A 19,615-nucleotide genomic window follows, 5' to 3' on the forward strand; every position below is an offset into this window, starting at 1 on the left:
ATTGGCGTATCCAGTTTTAGGTCCCGTCCTCGGCGATGAGGCGGCGGACGTCTTCCTGGGTGCGCACCTCACCCTTCTGGGCGGCGTCGATGACCTTCTCGTGCTGCTCCTCGGTGACGACGGGAACCTCTTCACCGTTGCAGTCGACGACCTTCCCGTCCTTGATGGTATCGCCTTCATAGAGGATGGCTTCGTTATCGATGAGGCGCTGCAGCTCTTCCTTGCGGATGACCCGTCCGGTGCCGGCCACGAAGACCGATCGGTCGGAGCGATCCTTCGTCTTCACACCGATGTGGTTGAAGACGAGGTTGAGCAGCACGGCCATGAGAGTGGCCGAGGAGATGCCCGAGTGCAGGATGATGCCGACCCAATCGGGGAAGGCGTTGTAGAAGTCGGGCTCGACAACCGGGATGATGCCGAAGGCCAGCGAGACCGCCACGATGATCATATTGAGGTTGCCCTCGTACTCGACCTTAGACAACGTGCGGATGCCCGACGCGGCGACCGTGCCGAACAGGACGATGCCCGCGCCGCCGAGAACCGGAGTCGGCACTGCGGCAATCAGCCCGCCCATCACCGGCAGCAGACCGAGCACCACGAGGATCGCACCGCCGGCAGTGACGACGAAGCGCGACTTCACTCCCGTGATAGCGACCAGACCGACGTTCTGCGCAAAAGCCGACTGCGTGAAGGAGTTGAAGATCGGCGAGACCGCCGAGGACAGCATGTCAGCGCGCAGACCCGAAGCGATGCGCTTGGAGTCGACCTTCGTATCGACGATCTCTCCGACAGCGATGATGTCCGCAGTCGTCTCGGCGAAGGTGACGATGATGACGATGAACATCGAGATGATCGCCGCTGCCGAGAATGTCGGCATACCGAAGGCGAACGGCTCGGGGAACGCGAAGATGCCGCGATCGAGCACATGGGAGAAATCGGCCCAGCCGAAGATGAGGCAGCCGATGGTGCCGATGATGATGGCCAGCAGAATCGACAGCTGGGAGATCATCGCGACGGGAATCCGGCTGAGGATGAGCACGATGGCCAGGGTGACTACGGCGATGAGGATATTGCGCGCGCTGCCATAGTCGGCGGCCTCGGCGTCCCCGCCCATGGCCCAGCCTGCGGCCACGGGCATGAGTGACAGACCGATTGTGGTGATGACCGTTCCGGTGACCACCGGCGGGAAGAACTTCACGATGAGTGCGAACGCCGGAGCGACGATTAGACCGATCACCGAGGCGACCAGCACCGATCCGAAGACCGCAGGCAGACCGTCGCCGCCGGCCAGAATGGACGTCATTGTGGCGACACCGGCGAACGAGACGCCCTGGACCAGCGGCAGCTGCGAGCCGAAGAACGGCACACCGACCGACTGCAGAATCGTTGCGAGACCACCGACGAACAGACAGGAGGCGATGAGGAGGCTGATGCCGTTGCCGTCGAGACCGGCGGCATTGCCGATGATGAGGGGAACGGCGATGATTCCGCCGTACATGGTGAGCACGTGCTGCAGACCGTAGGCGAACGAGCTGCCGACGGAGAGCCGTTCGTCCTCCGGACGGGCTGGCTTGCTCGCGGCCGCAGACTTGCGGTCGTTGCTGGGCGACTGATGGGATACCGACATCTATCTCTCCATTGAGTGCGTCCTCGGGCGAAGACCTCACTGTGACTGACCGACCTCAGTGGCCGGTGTAGCGTGCGAGCGGGCATCAGATCGACCGAGGGATCGGTTGCATAATTCCGTTATGCGAAAGGAAACTTCCTTATCGCAAAACTCTAAAGGAATACCATTTGCGCCGCAAGCCATTTTAGTGACCCGCGGCACATGTTAGAGTTCACGGCAGTCGTGTACCCATCCCTCGACAATCTACTGATCGTTCGCTCAGTCCGATGGTTTTGGATCATCGTACCGTCTCGCCGACCGGTGGGTACAGTCGGGGATCCCGGATGGGATACCGACCGGCGGAGCAGCAGACGCCGGAAAACCTGAGCTGGTGGCGTCGGCCCCAGTTCTGTCGCCACTGACCAATAGTGCGCGCTCGTCGCGCACGGTTCAAGAGGAAAGGCGACACGATGACCGACATCAACAGAACCGGCACACCGTCATTAGGAAGTTTCTCGGCTCCAGGGAGCTTCTCGGCACCGGGAAGCTCACTGACTGCGGGAGACCGCGTATCGAGGAACTCCCAACTGTCAGGGAACTCCCCGCGGCCGGGGAACCCTCCGGCGTCCGGGAACTCATCGACAGCGCGACTGTGGCTGCGCGATCCGCTGGCCGTCCACCTCGGTGCCGGTGTCGATCCGAAGCGGGCGGCGCGGGGAATCGTCGTCGATCGGACAACAGGGACCATCGTCGAACTCGTCCCGGCCGGTGGGGAACCCACCTCCTGCGGAGCCGAAGGGACCGCGGCCTCCGGGGAGAATCTCGAAGTCATCGACGCCTCAGCGCATGTCATCACTCCCGGGCTGATCAATACGCATCATCACTTCTACCAGACACTGACCCGTGCATGGGCGCCCGTCGCCGACCTGCCCCTGTTCGGGTGGCTGCAGAACCTCTACCCGGTCTGGGCCAGGCTGACCCCGCGCGCGCTCGAACTCGCCACGACCGTGGCGATGGCCGAACTCCTCGAATCCGGATGCACGACTGCCGCCGACCATCACTATCTGTTCCCCGCCGGCATGGACGAGGCCATCGACGTCCAGGTCGACGTCGTCCGGAGACTCGGCATGCGCGCCATGCTCACCCGCGGGTCGATGTCCCTGGGCGAGGACGACGGCGGGCTGCCCCCGCAGCAGACAGTGCAGGATTCGGAAGTCATCCTCGACGATTCCCGTCGCCTCGTCGAAACCTACCATCAGCGAGGGCCCGGCGCTCAGATCCAGATCGGCTTCGCCCCGTGCTCCCCGTTCTCCGTGACCACCGAGCTCATGCGCGAGTCCGCCGCGCTCGCCGCGGAACTCGATGTCCGCCTCCACACCCACCTGGCCGAGACCATCGACGAAGAGGACTTCTGCCGCGAGACCTTCGGCCTGCGCACCGTCGACTATCTCGAATCCGTCGGCTGGCTGGGGGACCGGACCTGGTTGGCGCACGGTGTGCACTTCGACGATGCGGAGATCGGCCGCCTCGGCGCCGCCGGGGTCTCCGTCGCCCACTGCCCGACTTCGAACATGCGGCTGGCCTCGGGCATCGCTCGCGCCGTCGAACTCGAGGACGCCGGGGTCAACGTCGGACTCGGAGTCGACGGATCGGCGTCGAACGATGCCTCGAACCTCATCCGTGAGGTCCGGCAGGCCCTCTACATCCAACGTCTGCGCTACGGCGCCGAGGCGGTCACCTGCGACCGCGTCCTCGACTGGGCGACCAAGGGATCGGCGGCGGCACTCGGCCGCGACGACCTCGGCACCATCGAGGTCGGCAAGCAGGCCGACCTCGCGATGTTCCGCCTTGACGGCCTCGCCTTCTCCGGATCGCACGACCCGATCCCCGCGCTCGTCCTCTGCGGTGCAGAAAGGGCCGACCGAGTGATGGTCGGCGGTCAGTGGCGAGTCGTCGATGGTCACGCCATCGGCGCGGACGGACACGCGCTCGACAAGGCAGCGCTCATCGCTGCGCATCAGGAGGAGGCGCGTCGCCTCGTGGCGGGATGAGGGCTGGGGCGGCGGTCGCCTCGGCGAACCTGATTTGAGGGCCGTTCGGGCCTTGGGCACAGATGGGCGGCCGGCCGCTCAGTCCTCGGGCTTGCGGAACACCTCGCGCACGTGGTCGCCGGTGAGGAAGTCGCCGACGCCGATCATGACCAGGCTGAACACGATCTGCTCGGTGATCATCCAGAACGGGTAGAGGCCGGGGATCGCGGCCATGACGAGGGTGATGACGGGGAAGATCTGCGTGAACGGGCGCAGGCGCTGGTAGCCCCAGTAGAAGCCCTTCGTTGCGCGCCAGAAGAAGTAGAAGAGGGTCACGGTCATGCCGAGGACGACGATCGTGCGCATCCACACGGCGAACGGCACGGGCTCGCCGGCTCTGGCGATGAGCACTGCGTAGACCACGGCTCCGAAGCCGAGCACGAGCTCGAACACGAGCAGCCAGGTGATCCACGCGAAGGCGCGTTTCGTCTTCGGGTGCTCGAGGCCGTCCGAGGGCACGACGATTCCGGCTTTCCTGCCGCCGGCGAGGCGGTCGATCTTCGCGAGCAGGTTCTCCATGGCCATGCCTCCAGGCTAGCGGGATTGCCGGCTCCGGAACCGATTTTCCGGGCCTCGGGACCCTGTGTGATGGAACATCAATCGAAAGTTGGGGTTGGAGTTCAATCCTGTGGGCCAGGAAACCGTGCCCGCGCGCCGATGAAGTGGAAGCATGAAGAAGATATTCAATGCAGCGTTCACGTACATGATCATCGGCGTCCTCTCGGGACTGTTCTACCGCGAGTTCACCAAGGCCAGCGACTTCCCCTCCGGTGAGTTCACGCAGCTCGGCCTCGTCCACACCCACCTGCTCACACTCGGCTTCATCGTCCTCCTCATCATCCTCGCCCTCGACAAGGTGTTCGGACTCTCCGGCACGAAGCTGTTCTCGTGGTTCTTCTGGCTCTACAACGTCGGCGTGATACTCACAGCGGGGGCCATGGTCTGGCACGGCTCGCTCACCGTCCTCGGCGACGAGTCGAACGCCATGATCGACGGAATCGCCGGCCTCGGCCACATCGCCCTGTCCGTCAGCCTCGTCCTGTTCTTCCTCTCCCTGCGCAAGAAGGTCGTGACTGGCAAGGCTGTGACCGGCAAGGCTGTGACCGAAGGCGCGGAGGCGACTTCGCCGTCGCGCTGACCGGAACACCTTCGCCGAGGCGGTTCCGCGGCGTCATTCAAGGCGGACCGCGTCTGTCGGGCCGTACACGAGCCGGCAGACGCGGTTCGCCTTGAACGACCGCATGAAACCCTCCGTCCAAGGACGACGCCGTCACACGATGATCGGCTGCTGGAGCTCGACGATCCATCCCGCATGGTCGGAGTTGTCTGCGGTGTCATCACCGGTCTCGAGGTAGACCTCGCGGCACGGGCCTGTCAGGGAATACCCCTGACTGATGCACCACTCGGAAAGGTGCTGCCAGCTGGCGCCGATGCGGCTCATCGACCCCTCGTGGATGAGAGTCGCCGCAGTGCACGACTTCAGCTCTGTGATCTGCAGATCCGCAAGCCCCTCAACTGATTCCGTGCGATACCCGCAGGTGACCTCGGTTCCGTGCCCGGTGTCGGAGTAGATGCCGACGCCGGCTGCGTGTCGTATTCCCGCCTCAGCGAGACGGTCGGCCACGCTGCCGAACAGCGGTCCGATCTCAGACGTGTCGAACGGCGGCTCGCCGAGAACGACCGTCAGCCCGAGGACCCTCTCGGCAGGCAGTTCTTTGATGATGCAGTCCGGATGGTTCATGGCTGTCCCTTCGATGAGTGCCAGCCGAAATTCGACTTCGGCCAACTTCGCGGCTGCCGCCGACTGTTCGGCTCGCAGCTGATGACGACGCAGGTTGAGCATGTTGGTCAGCTCGGTCGTGCTGAGGTCGGAATCAAGCAGTACGGCGATCTTCCGCAGGGAGATCCCCAGGGCGTTGAGCGCCATGATTCTGTTGAGCCGAGGCAATTGCGCCACCGTGTAGCTGCGGTGTCCGGAGAACGGGTCGACCGAATCCGGAGTCAGCAGATCCATCGACTCATAGTGTCGGAGCATGCGCACCGACACCTGCCCCAGCTGCGCGAATTCACCGATCCTCATGTGCTCTCCGCAGTTGTCGTCATTGACAGTCCATCACCTGTCACGGTGTCAGGTTCAAGAGCATTCGCCGCTGGTCTCATCTCTCTTCGAGGAATCCGCGCAGCAGCTTCTCGGTGCCTTCCGCATGCTGTGCGGCGAGGTCGGCGGCACGACCGGGCTCAGAGGCGAGGATGGCGTCGACGATCTCTCGGTGCTGATCGCAGGAATGTTCGACGTTCGTATGGATGAAGGGGATCCGGTCGAGAAGGGCGTTGACCCGGTCGCGAGTGCTCGCCGAGGCGGAGATGAGCGATGGCATGTGCGTGAGTTCGGCGATCATGAGGTGGAATCTGGCATCGAGCACGCGGAACTGTTCGGCGGAGGCGAACACCGTACGGCAGTCAGTCTCGGCTGCGGTCAGGGCAGCGACCTCGTTCGGGGAGAGGTCTCGCTCGGCGACTATACGGGCCGCAGCTGTCTCGAGAACCAAGCGAAACCGGACGGCATCATCGAGCTCGCCAGGGTCGATCCGCTCATCGGTGTCGGCGGACGGCAGTCGGGTCACATAGGTGCCGCCGTAGCGACCGCGACGGGACGTGACGATGCCCGCAGTCTGAAGCTCGATGAGTGCCTGCCTCAGGGTCGCCCGCGAGACCCGGATCTGGGCGGCGAGTTCGCGCTCGGCCGGCAGTTTGTCGCCGACGAGGTACTTGCCGAGACGAATCGCCCGCAGCAGCTCCGCAATCGTATGTTCGAAGACATTTCCGCCGCGCGCATGCTGGCCTCCCGGGCGGGGCGGGCTGACCGCATTCCCGGGGCTGCCCGGCTCTTCTGCTCCGTCCACGTCTGCCTCCTCTCCTGGTCTCGCAGCTCAACTCATCTTCGTTGATTCTTCCACTCTCGCGGAAAATCCTTGACAGTCATCTGTGAGTCAGATTACATTCGTCTCAGTCTAATGGTCTGGTAACGATCCATTGGATGGCAGTTCGACCACGACGAGATCGATACTCACAAGAACCCCGAGGGGCAGCCATGAGCAAGAACATCGAATACGGCAATGTCGATGAGCACTACCTCGAAAAGCGACAGCTGAAGAAGGGCGCGGCCGGCTGGATCCTCCTCGCGGGCCTCGGCGTCGCCTACGTCATCTCCGGAGACTTCTCCGGCTGGAACCTCGGGTTGGCCGAAGGCGGCTGGGGCGGCCTGCTCATCGCCTTCCTCCTCATGGGACTCATGTACGTGTGCATGGTATTCGGCCTCGCCGAACTCTCCTCCACTCTGCCGACTGCCGGCGCCGGCTACGGCTTCGCCCGCCGAGCGCTCGGCCCACTGGGCGGATTCGCCACAGGCATGGCGATCCTCATCGAGTACACGATGGCTCCGGCAGCGATCTCGACCTTCATCGCCGGCTACGTCCAGGCGCTCGGCATTCTGCCGGAATCGGTACCGACCTGGACGATCTATCTCGTCGCCTACGCGGTCTTCATCGGAATCCACCTATGGGGAGTCGGCGAGGCCCTGCGACTGATGTTCGTCATCACTGCCGTCGCCGTCATCGCCCTCATCGTATTCGTGGTCGCCGCGGTCGGCCACTTCGATGCGAGCAATCTCTTCGACATCGAACCCACCGGCGCCCTCGGGTCATCGGCCTTCATGCCGATGGGCATCTCCGGCCTGCTCGCCTCGCTCGTCTTCGGAATCTGGTTCTTCCTCGCCGTCGAGGGCGTCCCGCTGGCCGCCGAGGAATCGGCGAACCCGAAGAAGGACATGCCGCGCGGCATCATCACGGCAATGGCCGTGCTCGTCGTCTTCGGCGCCCTCATGCTCCTCCTCGTCCCCGGACTCGCAGGCGCCTCGGCGATGGGGGAATCGGACAATCCGCTGCCCGAAGCCCTACGCACGATCTACGGCGAGAACTCCGTCCTCGCGACCTTCGTCAACTGGGCGGGCCTGGCCGGACTCATCGCGAGCTTCTTCTCGATCATCTTCGCCTACTCTCGTCAGCTCTTCGCCCTCTCGCGCGCCGGCTACCTGCCCAAATGGCTGTCCCTGACGGGCAAACGCAAGACCCCGGTCCTCGCCCTCATCGTCCCCGGCACCATCGGCTTCATCCTCGCGATCGCCGTCGACGGCAACGGCGGAGTCCTCCTCAACGTCGCGGTCTTCGGTGCCACGGTCTCCTACGTCCTGCTCAACCTCTCCCACATCCGCCTGCGCGTCAAAGAACCCGATCTGCCCCGCGGCTACCGCACCCCCGGCGGCGTCGTCACCACCTCCATCGCCCTCGCACTCGCCTCGGTGGCCGTCATCGCCACCTTCTTCGTCGACATCCTCGCCGCCGGCATCGCCGCCGGAGTCTTCCTCATCGCACTCGCCTACTTCTGGTTCTACTCCCGCCACCACCTCGTCGCGAGCGCCCCGGAAGAGGAGTTCGCACAGATCGAGGCCGCCGAGAAGGGCCTCAAGTAGCCCGCACGACCCACCTTCAACCACCCCGCACAGCAAAGGAACGACGCATGACCGAGATTCCGGTACCCACCTCGCCCACCTCAGAGCAGAGGACCTCCCGAGGGTCGATCCAGGCCGATCCGCTCACCGTCGACGAACTCCGCCGACTCGCCGCCGAGGGCACGATCGACACCGTGGTCGTTGCCATCACCGATCACATGGGTCGCCTGCAGGGCAAGCGGCTCGGAGTGCAGTTCTTCCTCGAAGACGTCATGGACCACGGCTCCGAATGCTGCAACTACTTGCTCGCCGTCGACGTCGACATGGACACCGTCGACGGCTACGAAGTCTCGTCCTGGGAGACCGGCTACGGCGACATGGTGATGAAGCCCGACCTGGAGACCCTGCGCCTCCTGCCCTGGCAGCCGGGCAGCGCGATGGTCAACTGCGACCTCCTGACAACCACCGGCACCGAGGTGGCGCCCTCCCCACGTCAGATCCTCAAACGCCAGCTCGCCCGCCTTGCCGAGCATGGTTTGAGCGCCCATGTCGGCACCGAACTCGAGTTCATCACCTTCGACTCGAGCTACGAGGAGGCCTTCGCCTCGAAGTACACCGAGGTCACGCCTTCGAACCAGTACAACGTCGACTACTCCCTCCTCGGCACCGCCCGAGTCGAACCTCTCCTGCGCGACATCCGCAATTCGATGGCTGGGGCCGGGCTCTTCGTCGAAGGGGCCAAGGGCGAATGCAACTTCGGTCAGCACGAGATCACGTTCCGCTACCAGCCCGCCCTCAAAGCCTGCGACGACCACGCGGTCTACAAGAACGGGGCGAAGGAGATCGCCGCCCAGCACGGGAAGTCGATCACTTTCATGGCCAAATACGACCAGAAGGAGGGCTCCTCGTGCCACATCCACCTGAGCTTCCGCTCGGCTGAGGGCGATATGGTCATGGCCGGAGACCGCGAACATGGATTCTCGACTCTCATGGAGCAGTTCATCGCCGGTCAGCTCGCCTGCATCGAGGACTTCACCTACTTCTTCGCCCCGAACATCAACTCGTACAAGCGCTTCGTGGAGGGTTCGTTCGCTCCGACCGCGGTCGCCTGGGGCTTCGACAACCGCACCTGCGCCTTCCGTGCCGTCGGCTCGGGACCCTCTCTGCGCGTGGAATGCCGAGTCGGCGGGGCCGATCTCAACCCGTACCTCGCCACCGCGGCTCTCATCGCGGCGGGACTCCACGGGATTGAGAAGGGCCTCGAACAGCCTGCGATCACCGAAGGCAACGCCTACACCGCCGGCGCCTCCCGACTGCCCACCACCCTCCAGGGTGCGCGCGACCGGTTGGAGGGATCGCAGATCGCCGAGGACGCGTTCGGCGACTACGTCGTCCGCCACTACGTCCACGCGGCCGACATCGAGCTCGAGGCCTACAACGCGACTGTCACCGACTGGGAGAGGCTCCGTGGCTTCGAAAGACTCTGACCCCGTCATCGGCATCAGCTGCTACATGCAGCGGGCCCAGTGGGGAGTCTGGGACACCGAGGCGGCTCTCATCCCGGGAGACTACGTGCGCATGGTCGCCGCCTCCGGAGCGATACCCGTGCTCCTGCCGCCCCACGGACAGGCCCCTGCGGTCCTCGACCGTGTCGACGGCCTGCTGTTGGCCGGAGGAGCCGATGTCGGTTCGTCCGAGTACGGTCAGGATCCGCACGATACGACCGTGTCCCACCCGTTTCGCGACTCGAGCGAGATGATGCTCCTGGCGGCCGCGCGGCATCGCCGCCTGCCGGTGCTCGGCATCTGCCGTGGGATGCAGGTCATCAACGTGGCCTACGGAGGCACGTTGATCCAGCATCTGCCGGAGTCGCTTGGGCATTCCGACTATCAGCCCGCCCCCGGCGTCTACGGCGAGGTCACGGTGACCACGGAAGCGGGGTCACTGGCCAGGGAGACCCTCGGCAAGGCGACCACGGCACCCTGCTATCACCATCAGGGGGTCGACCGCCTCGGCGCCGGTCTGCGGGCGACCGGACGCAGTCCCGAGGGACTCGTCGAGATCATCGAATTGGACCCGCCCGTGAGTCAGACAGGAGATCCGGCTGACGGGGGATGGCTCTTCGCCGTCCAATGGCATCCCGAACACGACCCCGATGACGACCGAGTCGTTCGTGCCCTCGTTCAGGCGGCACGACGACACGCGACAGACAGAGGAACAAGGAGAGCACCGAAGTGAGCACGTACACGGTCATCAACCCGGCGACGGAAGAGCCGATCACCGAAGTCGAACTCGCCGACCTCGAGCAGACGGACCGGGCGATCGAGAAGGCGGCGAGGGCGTTCGAAACCTGGCGGACCGTCGCCCCCGCCGATCGCGCCCGGCTCCTGCGGCGCTTCGCCGACAAGGTCGACTCGGCCAACGAAGAGCTCGCCCGGCTCGAGGTCGCCAACGCCGGACACACGATCGGGAACGCCCGGTGGGAGGCCGGCAACGTCCGCGATGTCCTCGAATACTATGCGGCGGTGCCGGAGAGGCTCTTCGGTCGGCAGATCCCCGTCGACGGGGGAGTGAACATCACCTTCGCCGAACCGCTCGGCGTTGTCGGTGTCATCGTCCCCTGGAACTTCCCGATGCCGATCGCCGGGTGGGGCTTCGCCCCTGCCCTGGCAGCCGGGAACACCGTGGTCCTCAAACCCGCCGAGATCACGCCGCTGACCGCGATCCGCATCGGCGAACTCGCCCTCGAAGCGGGCTTGCCCGAGGGCGTTCTGCAGATCATCCCCGGCAAGGGATCCGTCGTCGGGGAGCGCTTCGTCACCCACGCGGCCGTACGCAAGGTCGTCTTCACCGGTTCCACCGAGGTGGGCAAGCGGATCATGGCCGGCTGTGCGGCGCAGGTGAAGAATCTCACTCTCGAACTCGGCGGGAAGAACGCGAACATCGTCTTCGACGACGCCGATGTCACGGCCGCCGCGGCCGCTGCCCCTGCGGGAGTGTTCGACAACTCCGGCCAGGACTGCTGCTCCCGGTCCCGACTGCTCGTCCAGCGCGGGATCTACACCGACTTCATGGCCGCACTAGAATCCTCCGTCGGGTCCTTCGCCTGTGCGGATCCGAGCCGCGAGGACACGGACATGGGTCCGCTGGTCACCGCAGCTCACCGAGAGAAGGTCGCCGGCTATGTGGCTGCCGCCGAGGTGGCCTTCACCGGCTCTGCCCCCGAGGGCCCGGGCTTCTGGTTTCCGCCGACCGTGCTCACCCCGCCGGACACAGCGACGGCCGACTTCCGCGAGGAGATCTTCGGCCCCGTTCTCTCCGTCGTCCCATTCGATACCGAAACGGACGCCCTGCGCATCGCCAACGACACCGAGTACGGACTCTCCGGCTCGATCTGGACGAATGATCTCGACCGGGCGATGCGGGTCTCCCGCGGAGTCGAGGCCGGCAACCTGTCGGTGAACTCGCACTCCTCGGTCCGCTACTCGACCCCCTTCGGCGGGTTCAAGCAGTCCGGACTCGGCCGCGAACTCGGCCCCGACGCCGTATCCGCATTCACCGAGGTCAAGAACGTCTTCTTCGCGACGCGGCCAGCGCGCTGACCCATCCACCTGCCACCTCATCACCACGATCATCAGGAGAATCATGACCACTGCGGCAACCCGACTCAAGGACAAGATCTGCGTCATCACCGGCGGCGCCTCGGGCATCGGACTGGCCAGTGCCCGCCGTCTGACCGAAGAAGGCGCGAAGGTCGTCATCGGCGACCTCGACGAAGTGCGCGGACCCGAGGTCGCCGAGGAGCTCGGCGGACACTTCGAGCGCGTCAACGTCGCCGATGAGGAGGAGGTGAAGAACCTGTTCGCCCGCACCGTCGAGCACTTCGGACGCGTCGACGTCGCCTTCAACAACGCCGGTATCAACCCGACCGACGACAATTCGATCCTCACCACCGACATCGAGGCCTGGGCGAGGGTGCAGACGGTCAACCTCACCTCCGTCTACCTATGCAGCAAGTACGCCCTCGAGCACATGGTCAAGCAGGGCTCGGGGTCGGTCATCAATACGGCGTCATTCGTCGCGCTCATGGGAGCGGCGACTTCGCAGATCTCCTACTCGGCGTCGAAAGGCGGAGTCCTGTCGATGAGCCGTGAGCTCGGCGTCCAGTTCGCGAAGGACGGCATCCGCGTCAACGCACTGTGCCCGGGACCGGTGAACACCCCGTTGCTGCGTGAGCTCTTCGCCTCGGACCCCGTACAGGCGCAGCGGCGACTCGTCCACTGCCCCGGTGGGCGCTTCGCCGAACCTGAGGAGATCGCCGCCGCCGTGGCCTTCCTCGCCAGCGACGACTCCTCCTTCGTCAACGCTTCGACCTTCACGGTCGACGGCGGTATCTCCTCGGCCTACGTCACCGCCGAATAGAGACGCATGGAGGGTGAGAGGATGGAGCCATGAGCATCGATTCCCAGCGCCGGGTGCGCATCCTCGCCATCGAACACGAACGTGGCACTGGACCGCAGCGGTTCGGTGAATGGCTGTCCGAAGCCGGCGCCGAGGTGGTGGTGACCCGTCCGTACCTCGGCGAGGTCATTCCGGAGCTCGGTTCGTTCGATGCTCTCATCGTCCTCGGCGGATCCGCAGGGCCCACCGAGGACGCTGAGAATCCCTGGTTCCCCGAGGTCAGGGACCTGCTTCGCCGGTCGATCACCGGGGAGTTCCCGAGCCTCAACATCTGTCTCGGTGGCGAGATGCTCGCTGTCGCCGGCGATGCTCCGATCACTCGGCGGGCACACCCGCAGATCGGGATCTACGAACTGGGTGCCACCTCGGCAGGGGAAGCCGACCCGGTCTTCGGGGCACTGGCCAGTGGCGAGTCAGCCGGTGGGGCGACAACCGGTGCCGAGTCAACCAGCGGCACTGGGCTGCCGTCCGTGCTCTTCCATCAGGAGGAGATGGCGCTGCCGAACGGAGCCGAACTCCTCATCACCGGTTCCGACGCCCCGGTCCAGGCCTTCCGCCTCGGCGAACTCGCGTGGGGTACCCAGTTCCATCCGGAAACCGATGCCACACAGATCGCTCGCTGGCTGGACGGCAATGACTTGGCCCTGCCCGCAGGCAAGACCGAGGACTCGATCATCGCGGAGGTCGAGGCTCACGACGCAGCACTCGCGGAAGTGGGCCGCCGCTTGGCCGGATCCTTCGTCGACTTCCTCTCCGCTCGGCAGGACGGATAAGTCCGTCCGGCGGATAGGCGAGTGCAGTCCGATGGGCGAGGAGACGCTGCTCACTGGTCAGGGGAGTTCCGGAGGTCTTTGAAAACTCAAGAAATTGTGAGAACCCTCAGAGCCACGCACTTTTCCTGAGCGATCGCTGACACCGGTCTATCCGGTTGCTACGTTGATGACAGGTGCCGGTCCCGGACCAACCCTCCGGACGAAACGCAATGACGCGCCCGCAGATATGACTTCCATAACCGAAAATCTCGCCCACACCGCCTCCGCGGCCGACCTTTCCGCCACAGGGAACAATCTCGTCGCCGCCGGAGTCGACGAAGCCATTGAATCCTTCCTCGGGCCAGCCGCACAGACCTTCAGCAATATCGTCTTCTTCGAACTGCAGATCGGCTCGCTCGGCATCCCGCTCATCGTCGTGTGGCTCATGGCCGCCGCTGTCTTCATCACCTTCTACCTCCGCTTCCAACCGATCACCGGACTCCGTTACTCCGTCGGCATCATCCGCGGCCGCTTCACCCGCAAGACCGACCCGGGGCAGGTCTCGAGCTTCCAGGCGCTCGCCACCGAACTCTCGGGCACCGTGGGCTTGGGCAACATCGCCGGTGTGGCCGTGGCGATCACGATCGGCGGACCCGGTGCCGCTCTGTGGATCATCATCTTCGGCTTCTTCGCCATGACCGTGAAGATGGCCGAGGCGACACTCGGTGTGAAGTACCGGCAGATCAACGAGGACGGCTCCGTCTCCGGCGGGCCGATGTACTACCTGCGGGCTGGCCTGGCCGAGATCGGTCGACCCAAGCTCGGGAAGTTCCTCGCCGGGTTCTATGCGCTCACCGCCGTGCTCGGCGTCATCGGCGCCGGCAACCTGTTCCAGGCGAACCAGGCGGCCGCGATCATCGTCCAGGCCACCGGCAGCGAATCGAGCTTCTTCGCCGACAAACTCTGGCTCATCGGCGCGATCATCGCCGCACTCACCGCTCTGGTCATCCTCGGCGGGATCAAGAAGATCGGTCAGTGGACGTCGAAGCTGACTCCGCTCATGGCGATCCTCTATTTCCTTTCGATCGCCGTCATCCTCATCCTCAATGCCGGGCAGATCCCGCATGCCTTCGCGCTCATGTTCACCGGTGCCTTCAGCCCCGGCGGCGTCGCCGGAGGTGCCGTGGGCGTGGCGATCGTCGGCATCCAACGTGCGCTGTTCTCCAACGCCGCCGGAATCGGCTCGGCGGGCATGGCCCATGCCGCTTCGAAGACGACGAAGCCGGCCACCGAAGGCTTCGTGGCGATGTGGGAGCCGCTCATCGACTCCGTCATCATCTGCACCCTGACCTCGTTGGCGATCATCACCACCGGGCTCTACTCCGAGAGCACCGAGGACGGCATCGGCCTGACGGCGCAGGCGTTCGGCACAGTGTCGAGCTGGTTCCCGATCCTGCTCACCATCGCCGTGGTGCTCTTCGCCTTCTCGACGATCCTCGCCTACGGCTACTACGGACAGCAGGCGCTGGGCTATCTGACGAAGAACTCGAAGGCCGCTGACAAGGCCTACCAGATCTTCTGGATCCTCGGCGTCGTCGTCGGCGCCTCGATGTCGCTGGAATCGGTCATCGCCTTCTCCGACGCGATCTTCTTCCTCATGGCCTTCCCGAACCTGCTCGGCATCTACTTCCTGGCCCGCATCCTGCGCCTCGAGATCCTGCGCCTGCGCACGAGGATCGACGTCGGTGTGATGCAGGAAATCACCCCTGTGGAACTCCAGGTCGGTATGGGTGACCACGAACCCACCCAGGAGCAGATCAAGGCCGCCGAGGCGGGGCGGAAGCGCAAACGCGACAAGCTGCGCGAGGTCCGCGATAATCTGCGCCGGAAGAAGCAGGAACGGCAGAAGGCCGCGGACTGAGTCCGCGGCCTTCGGGCCTTTCTGTTTCGAAGGTCGGCGCCGCCTCGGTGAGGGGTTCCGCCTCAGCTCAAGGTCAGTCTTCGGCCTTCTTGAGCTTTTGATCGGTGTTGGAGTAGGAGATCGAATCAGCGGTGGAGCCGACGAGCCCCATCGTGACTCGCAGAAGTCCGGGTTCGACGTCGTCCATGGGCGGAGGGGTCTCCGGCCCGATGGTCAGCGACTTCCCGTCCTTCGTCTGGGCTGTGATCGAACCGATGTAAGTAGTGACATTGCCACTGAGCGTCATCGTGTCGGCCGTGGTCACCAATCCCTCGTGCTCCTCGGGCGGCTTCACCGTCAGCGAGAATTCCTCGATCGTGATCTCGTCGGCCTGGATCTTCAGCACTACGATGGACCCGCCGTCAGCAGTGGGCACCGAGACGAACGAAATCCCCTTGAGGCCCTTGAACGACAGGGATTCGGATCCCATTGCGGCCGGAGTCTTCGTGAAGATCGGCGCGTTCTCATCCATCTGTGCGTCGGACGGGAACTCGCCGTTGCCCTCTTCCTCCGAATCCTCGTCCTCGGTCGGATCATCGCTGGGCTCATCGAGTCCCAGGCCTCCTCCCGGGTCCGTGGGTTCTTCGGAAGGCTCCTCCGTCGGCTCCTCGCTCGGTTCATCCGTGGGGCCCGGTGCGGGCAGCGAGGGGTCGGACGTCGGTGGATCACTGGGCTTCACCGGCATGCCGGGAGACAGGTCATCCGCAGGTGCGGGGTCCTGGGTCTTTGCGGAATCCTTGTCATCGCAGGTGCCCACGAGTGAGCACAGCGGTGACGATTGGGCGGCTGCAACCGAACCCGCCCCGAGAGTCGTCGGGAGGATCAGGACAGCTGCCGCCAGGATTGAGGCCGTGCGGCGGCTGGGTGCCCTCATGCAGTCTCCCCCTCAGCGGCTTCGGACTCCTTCGGCCCGCGCGGTCCCATCCAGGCGACGATGAGGATCGCGCCGATGGAGGACAGCAGCATGCCGATGATGAACCCGCCGAGGTTCACTCCGATGAGTGAATAGACTGCGAGGACGAGGGCGATGATCCCGTAGAACACGTGATGCGTGGGGCGGAAGATCGACAGCAGAGCGAGGACGACGATGGCGATCGGCAGGACCGTCGCCTGCAGTCCCTCGATGCCGAACTGGATCTGCATGTTGCCGAGGTCCAACTGTCCGGAGAAGAACAGCTCGATTCCTCCGAGGACGGCAAGCACTCCTCCGATGAAGGGGCGCTGCCGACGCCAGTGCTTGAACCCCTGGCGTTTCTCGGCGCGTTCGCTCATCTCGGCTCCCTCGCTGCTGTCGGCATCCCCGGCCTCCGGAGCCGGGACGGCGAACTCCGCCGTCTCGACGCCGGATTCGGAAGAGTCGCTCTGCTCATCGGCGCGTCGACTCCGCCGGGACAGCGCAAGCAGGCTCGTCTTCTGCACGGTTGCCTCCTGATCGGCGGCCTCCCGTTCATCGGTCGGCTGCCCGTTGGCTGCTGAGTCCCTCATCAGTCGCACTGCTCAGATCCGTCGGTGAGCTTCAGCGACATGTCCTTGAGCGTGAAGACCGAGGCCGTGGTCGACCACGAATCCTGCTTGAGGTCCTTGATGTTGACGGTATCGGCGTCCTGCGAGAAGTCGCCCTTGCTGCCCTTTTCCTTCGTGTTGACGTCGGAGGCATCGACGCCGATCCGGATGTTGTTGAACGACGCATCGCCCTCGAGTCCGGTCATGCCGATCTGCAGGTCCTTCGCCGTGGCTGGTTCGCCTTTGCCGCCAGCCTTGATGAGGATTCCGACCTTGCCCAGGGGAGTTTCCTGCACGGCCGACTGGCAGAGGTTCTCCAGGCTCGCGTTCTTGATGTTTGCGGTGACGACGGCGTGCTTGGCGCCTTCTGCGTCCTTGGCGACTCCGCTGTACTGGGAGAAGCCGGTTCCATCGAGCTCTGTCGAGGAGATCTTGAACTGAGTGCCGGAGATGGCGAACGAGACCGGCACCGCACCCTGGGCTACCCCGCCCATGAGCATGGCTGAGACGACGCCGGTGGGAATCGCGACCATGGCGATGCGACCGGCATGAGACGAGACGAGCCTGCGGATGAGGCTGGGGTTGCGGAACTTCATTGATCCTCCTTGACCATTTGACCACCGAAGGCTCGGTGGGCATCAGCGTGTGACGTAAGTTACTACGGGGTGTTACCCGACGGTATCGCGGCTGAAGTTTGAGCGTCAACATCTTTTGTTGCCGGTGCTCTCAAGGGGGAGAGTTCGGGCGGCCGTATGACCGCGTGGAAAGCCTACCTGCCAGATCGGGCGTGGCGACATCATTCCAGATCAGATGCTGTATTCGTGGTCTTCGAATCGAGGGTCGGGCCCGCGTCCAAGGGCCCGGAGGTTCGGACTCGGTGACGGGGAGCGGGCCGGGAAGAGCCGTGAACAAAACTTTCAAAACTCAGCTTTCAGAACTCGTTTCAGAAGTCAGTCACCCTTGCCGCGCACATCGTCCTGGTGAGCATGGAATCGGCCCTGCCCGGCCCGGCGTCGACCCGGCGTCGACCCGGCGTCGACCCGGCGTTGACCAGGCATCGGCTGCGGCGAATACCGGAGCGGGCGCGGTCACCGCACTTCAGCGCACCTCAGCGCACCGGAGCATCGGGACCGAGCGGAATGCCCAGACCCCACCACAGGAAGAACAGCAGGCTCCAGCTGATCGTCATGCACACGGCCAAGGGCAGGGTGTGCGAGGCGAGCGTGCCGATGCCGGCGTTCTTCTGATACTTCTGCATGAAGCCGAGCGCGAGGATGAAGTAGGGACTCATCGGGGTGATGGCCGTCGAACCCGAGTCGGCGATGCGGAAGATCGCCTGCGAGGTCTCCGGCGGCACCTCGAGCAGCATGAGCAGCGGCACGATGACCGGGGCCATGATCGCCCACATCGCCGAGCCGGACGTGATGAGCACGTTGACGACGGAGAGCACGAGCAGGACGAGGATGAACACCACCCACGTCGGCAGACCGAGCCCGGTGAAGAGTTCGGACACGGAGACCGAGACGAGCATGCCGATGTTCGTCCACTCGAAGTACTCGAGGAACTGGGCGATGGCGAAGAAGAGGACGAGGACCCCGGAGATCGAGGCGAGCCCCTGACCCATCAGCTTCGGCACGTCCGACCAGGTCTCGATCGTGCCCTCGCGGAAGCCGTAGACGATGCCGCCGATGCCGAAAAGCATGGCGATGAGGAAGGCGATTCCGGTGAGGAACGGGGACTCGCCGAAGGGGCCATCGCCGCGCAGGGGCGCACCGTCCGGGACGACGAGGACGACGATGGCGATGACCGCGGCGATGACGGCGAACATCGCCCAGCGCAGGGCCTTGCGCTCCTGATCGGTGATGACGAGGTCTTCGTGCTCGGCATCCTCGTCGGCTTCGAGGTTGTCGCGCTTCATGAGCACGAGCTCGGTGACGATCGTGATGACGATGGCCAACAGGAAGGAGCTGGCGATGTTGAAGTACCAGTTGCCGATCGGGGTGACGATGTAGTCGGGGTCGATGATGTTCGCCGCGGCCGTCGTGATCCCCGCGAAGATCGCATCGTTGGGCGTCGGGATCGGGCTGGCATCGTAGCCGGAGGCGATCGAGGTGTAGGCGACGATGACGCCGAGGACGGGGGAGCGGCCCACTGCCTTGAACACCATTCCGCCGAGCGGGACGAGGATGACATAGGCCGCCGCCGAGGCGACGTGGGAGACCGTGCCCATGAACGCGACCGTGAAGACGATGAGTCCGGCCGGGACCCGGGCGATCGAGACCTTCATCGCCGTCGACAGCAGACCGGTGCGCTCGGCCAGGGCAACTCCCATGATCACGACCATGATCGTGATGAGCGGCGGGAAGGTCTCATAGGCATCGAGGGCAGTGCTCACGGCCATGGCGATGCCGTTGCCGCTGAGCAGGTTGTTCACCGGGGTCCATTCCCCGGTGCCGGGATCCTCGACTCCCGCGCCGGCGAGGGAGAGGACGAGGCTGAACACAGCGAGAATGGCCGCGAGGATCCAGAACAGCCAGAAGGGGTTCGGCAGCTTGTTGCCGACGACTTCGATGACGTTGAGGGCCCGGATGACCAGCGGCAGCTTCTCCTGCTCGTGGGTCTGCGGGGTATCGGTGGTCTGGGTCGGTTTCATTGTGAGCTCCTGAGAGTCCAGGCGGAGTTTTCGGGCAGGGTCCACCAGGGCACGGTGATTACGGCACTGGAATCGGGTGATCG

The 19,615-nt window shown here is 64.6% G+C and carries 17 protein-coding genes; 9 read left to right on the forward strand and 8 right to left on the reverse strand.

Annotated elements, in window-relative coordinates; all coding sequences use genetic code 11:
- Positions 1-16 precede the first annotated feature (16 nt).
- The gene (locus tag SB749_RS05295) at positions 17-1,627 is read right to left on the reverse strand and encodes a nucleobase:cation symporter-2 family protein (protein WP_410709391.1); all 1,611 of its coding nucleotides are present in this window, start codon (positions 1,625-1,627) and stop codon (positions 17-19) included.
- Between the two features lie 449 nt (positions 1,628-2,076).
- Here SB749_RS05295 and SB749_RS05300 point away from each other — a divergent pair, with 449 nt between their 5' ends.
- Entirely contained in the window at positions 2,077-3,657 is a 1,581-nt protein-coding gene (locus SB749_RS05300; protein WP_410709392.1) for an 8-oxoguanine deaminase, read from the forward strand.
- Between the two features lie 78 nt (positions 3,658-3,735).
- Here the strand turns inward: SB749_RS05300 and SB749_RS05305 are convergent, their stop codons facing one another.
- Positions 3,736-4,221: a hypothetical protein gene (locus SB749_RS05305; RefSeq protein ID WP_410709393.1), complete on the reverse strand. Its 486-nt coding sequence runs from the start codon at positions 4,219-4,221 to the stop codon at positions 3,736-3,738.
- A gap of 145 nt (positions 4,222-4,366) precedes the next feature.
- On the opposite strand from SB749_RS05305, the gene SB749_RS05310 reads away from it, so the two are divergent.
- Positions 4,367-4,834 carry a DUF2871 domain-containing protein gene (locus tag SB749_RS05310; RefSeq protein WP_370035173.1) on the forward strand — a complete coding sequence of 156 codons (468 nt, stop codon included), beginning with the start codon at positions 4,367-4,369 and terminating at the stop codon, positions 4,832-4,834.
- Positions 4,835-4,966: 132 nt separating this feature from the next.
- Here the strand turns inward: SB749_RS05310 and SB749_RS05315 are convergent, their stop codons facing one another.
- Entirely contained in the window at positions 4,967-5,776 is an 810-nt protein-coding gene (locus SB749_RS05315) for a MerR family transcriptional regulator (protein ID WP_410709395.1), read from the reverse strand.
- A gap of 76 nt (positions 5,777-5,852) precedes the next feature.
- Complete coding sequence (locus SB749_RS05320) at positions 5,853-6,599, reverse strand: FadR/GntR family transcriptional regulator (protein WP_410709397.1); 747 nt, start codon at positions 6,597-6,599, stop codon at positions 5,853-5,855.
- Between the two features lie 188 nt (positions 6,600-6,787).
- Here SB749_RS05320 and eat point away from each other — a divergent pair, with 188 nt between their 5' ends.
- The 7 genes from eat to SB749_RS05355 all read left to right on the forward strand — a co-directional run bounded on the left by eat (position 6,788) and on the right by SB749_RS05355 (position 15,337).
- Positions 6,788-8,224 (forward strand): ethanolamine permease, encoded by a 1,437-nt coding sequence (gene eat, locus SB749_RS05325; protein WP_410709399.1) that lies wholly within the window; start codon positions 6,788-6,790, stop codon positions 8,222-8,224.
- 47 nt (positions 8,225-8,271) lie between these two features.
- On the forward strand, positions 8,272-9,690 hold the full coding sequence (locus tag SB749_RS05330) for a glutamine synthetase family protein (RefSeq protein WP_410709400.1): 1,419 nt from the start codon (positions 8,272-8,274) through the stop codon (positions 9,688-9,690).
- Positions 9,671-10,441 (forward strand): gamma-glutamyl-gamma-aminobutyrate hydrolase family protein, encoded by a 771-nt coding sequence (locus SB749_RS05335; RefSeq protein ID WP_410709401.1) that lies wholly within the window; start codon positions 9,671-9,673, stop codon positions 10,439-10,441. Before SB749_RS05330 ends, SB749_RS05335 begins: the two co-directional genes overlap by 20 nt.
- On the forward strand, positions 10,438-11,805 hold the full coding sequence (locus tag SB749_RS05340) for an aldehyde dehydrogenase family protein (RefSeq protein ID WP_410709403.1): 1,368 nt from the start codon (positions 10,438-10,440) through the stop codon (positions 11,803-11,805). Before SB749_RS05335 ends, SB749_RS05340 begins: the two co-directional genes overlap by 4 nt.
- A gap of 43 nt (positions 11,806-11,848) precedes the next feature.
- On the forward strand, positions 11,849-12,625 hold the full coding sequence (locus SB749_RS05345) for a 3-oxoacyl-ACP reductase (protein WP_370035182.1): 777 nt from the start codon (positions 11,849-11,851) through the stop codon (positions 12,623-12,625).
- A gap of 29 nt (positions 12,626-12,654) precedes the next feature.
- Positions 12,655-13,437 carry a type 1 glutamine amidotransferase gene (locus tag SB749_RS05350; RefSeq protein WP_410709405.1) on the forward strand — a complete coding sequence of 261 codons (783 nt, stop codon included), beginning with the start codon at positions 12,655-12,657 and terminating at the stop codon, positions 13,435-13,437.
- Between the two features lie 226 nt (positions 13,438-13,663).
- Entirely contained in the window at positions 13,664-15,337 is a 1,674-nt protein-coding gene (locus SB749_RS05355) for an alanine/glycine:cation symporter family protein (RefSeq protein ID WP_410709407.1), read from the forward strand.
- Positions 15,338-15,410: 73 nt separating this feature from the next.
- On the opposite strand, the gene SB749_RS05360 is transcribed toward SB749_RS05355, so the two are convergent.
- From SB749_RS05360 to SB749_RS05375, 4 genes are all read right to left on the reverse strand, one after another.
- Positions 15,411-16,250, reverse strand: a complete 840-nt coding sequence (locus tag SB749_RS05360; RefSeq protein ID WP_410709408.1) for a hypothetical protein — start codon at positions 16,248-16,250, stop codon at positions 15,411-15,413.
- Positions 16,247-16,861, reverse strand: a complete 615-nt coding sequence (locus tag SB749_RS05365; protein WP_200885320.1) for a DUF6114 domain-containing protein — start codon at positions 16,859-16,861, stop codon at positions 16,247-16,249. Before SB749_RS05365 ends, SB749_RS05360 begins: the two co-directional genes overlap by 4 nt.
- On the reverse strand, positions 16,861-17,475 hold the full coding sequence (locus tag SB749_RS05370) for a DUF6230 family protein (RefSeq protein ID WP_410709409.1): 615 nt from the start codon (positions 17,473-17,475) through the stop codon (positions 16,861-16,863). The genes SB749_RS05365 and SB749_RS05370 overlap by 1 nt, the downstream gene beginning before the upstream one ends.
- Before the next feature lie 512 nt (positions 17,476-17,987).
- Entirely contained in the window at positions 17,988-19,532 is a 1,545-nt protein-coding gene (locus tag SB749_RS05375) for an AbgT family transporter (protein WP_410709410.1), read from the reverse strand.
- Positions 19,533-19,615 lie beyond the last annotated feature (83 nt).

This window comes from Brevibacterium sp. SIMBA_078, from assembly GCF_046534565.1.
In the GTDB taxonomy this organism is placed as follows: Bacteria; Actinomycetota; Actinomycetes; order Actinomycetales; family Brevibacteriaceae; genus Brevibacterium.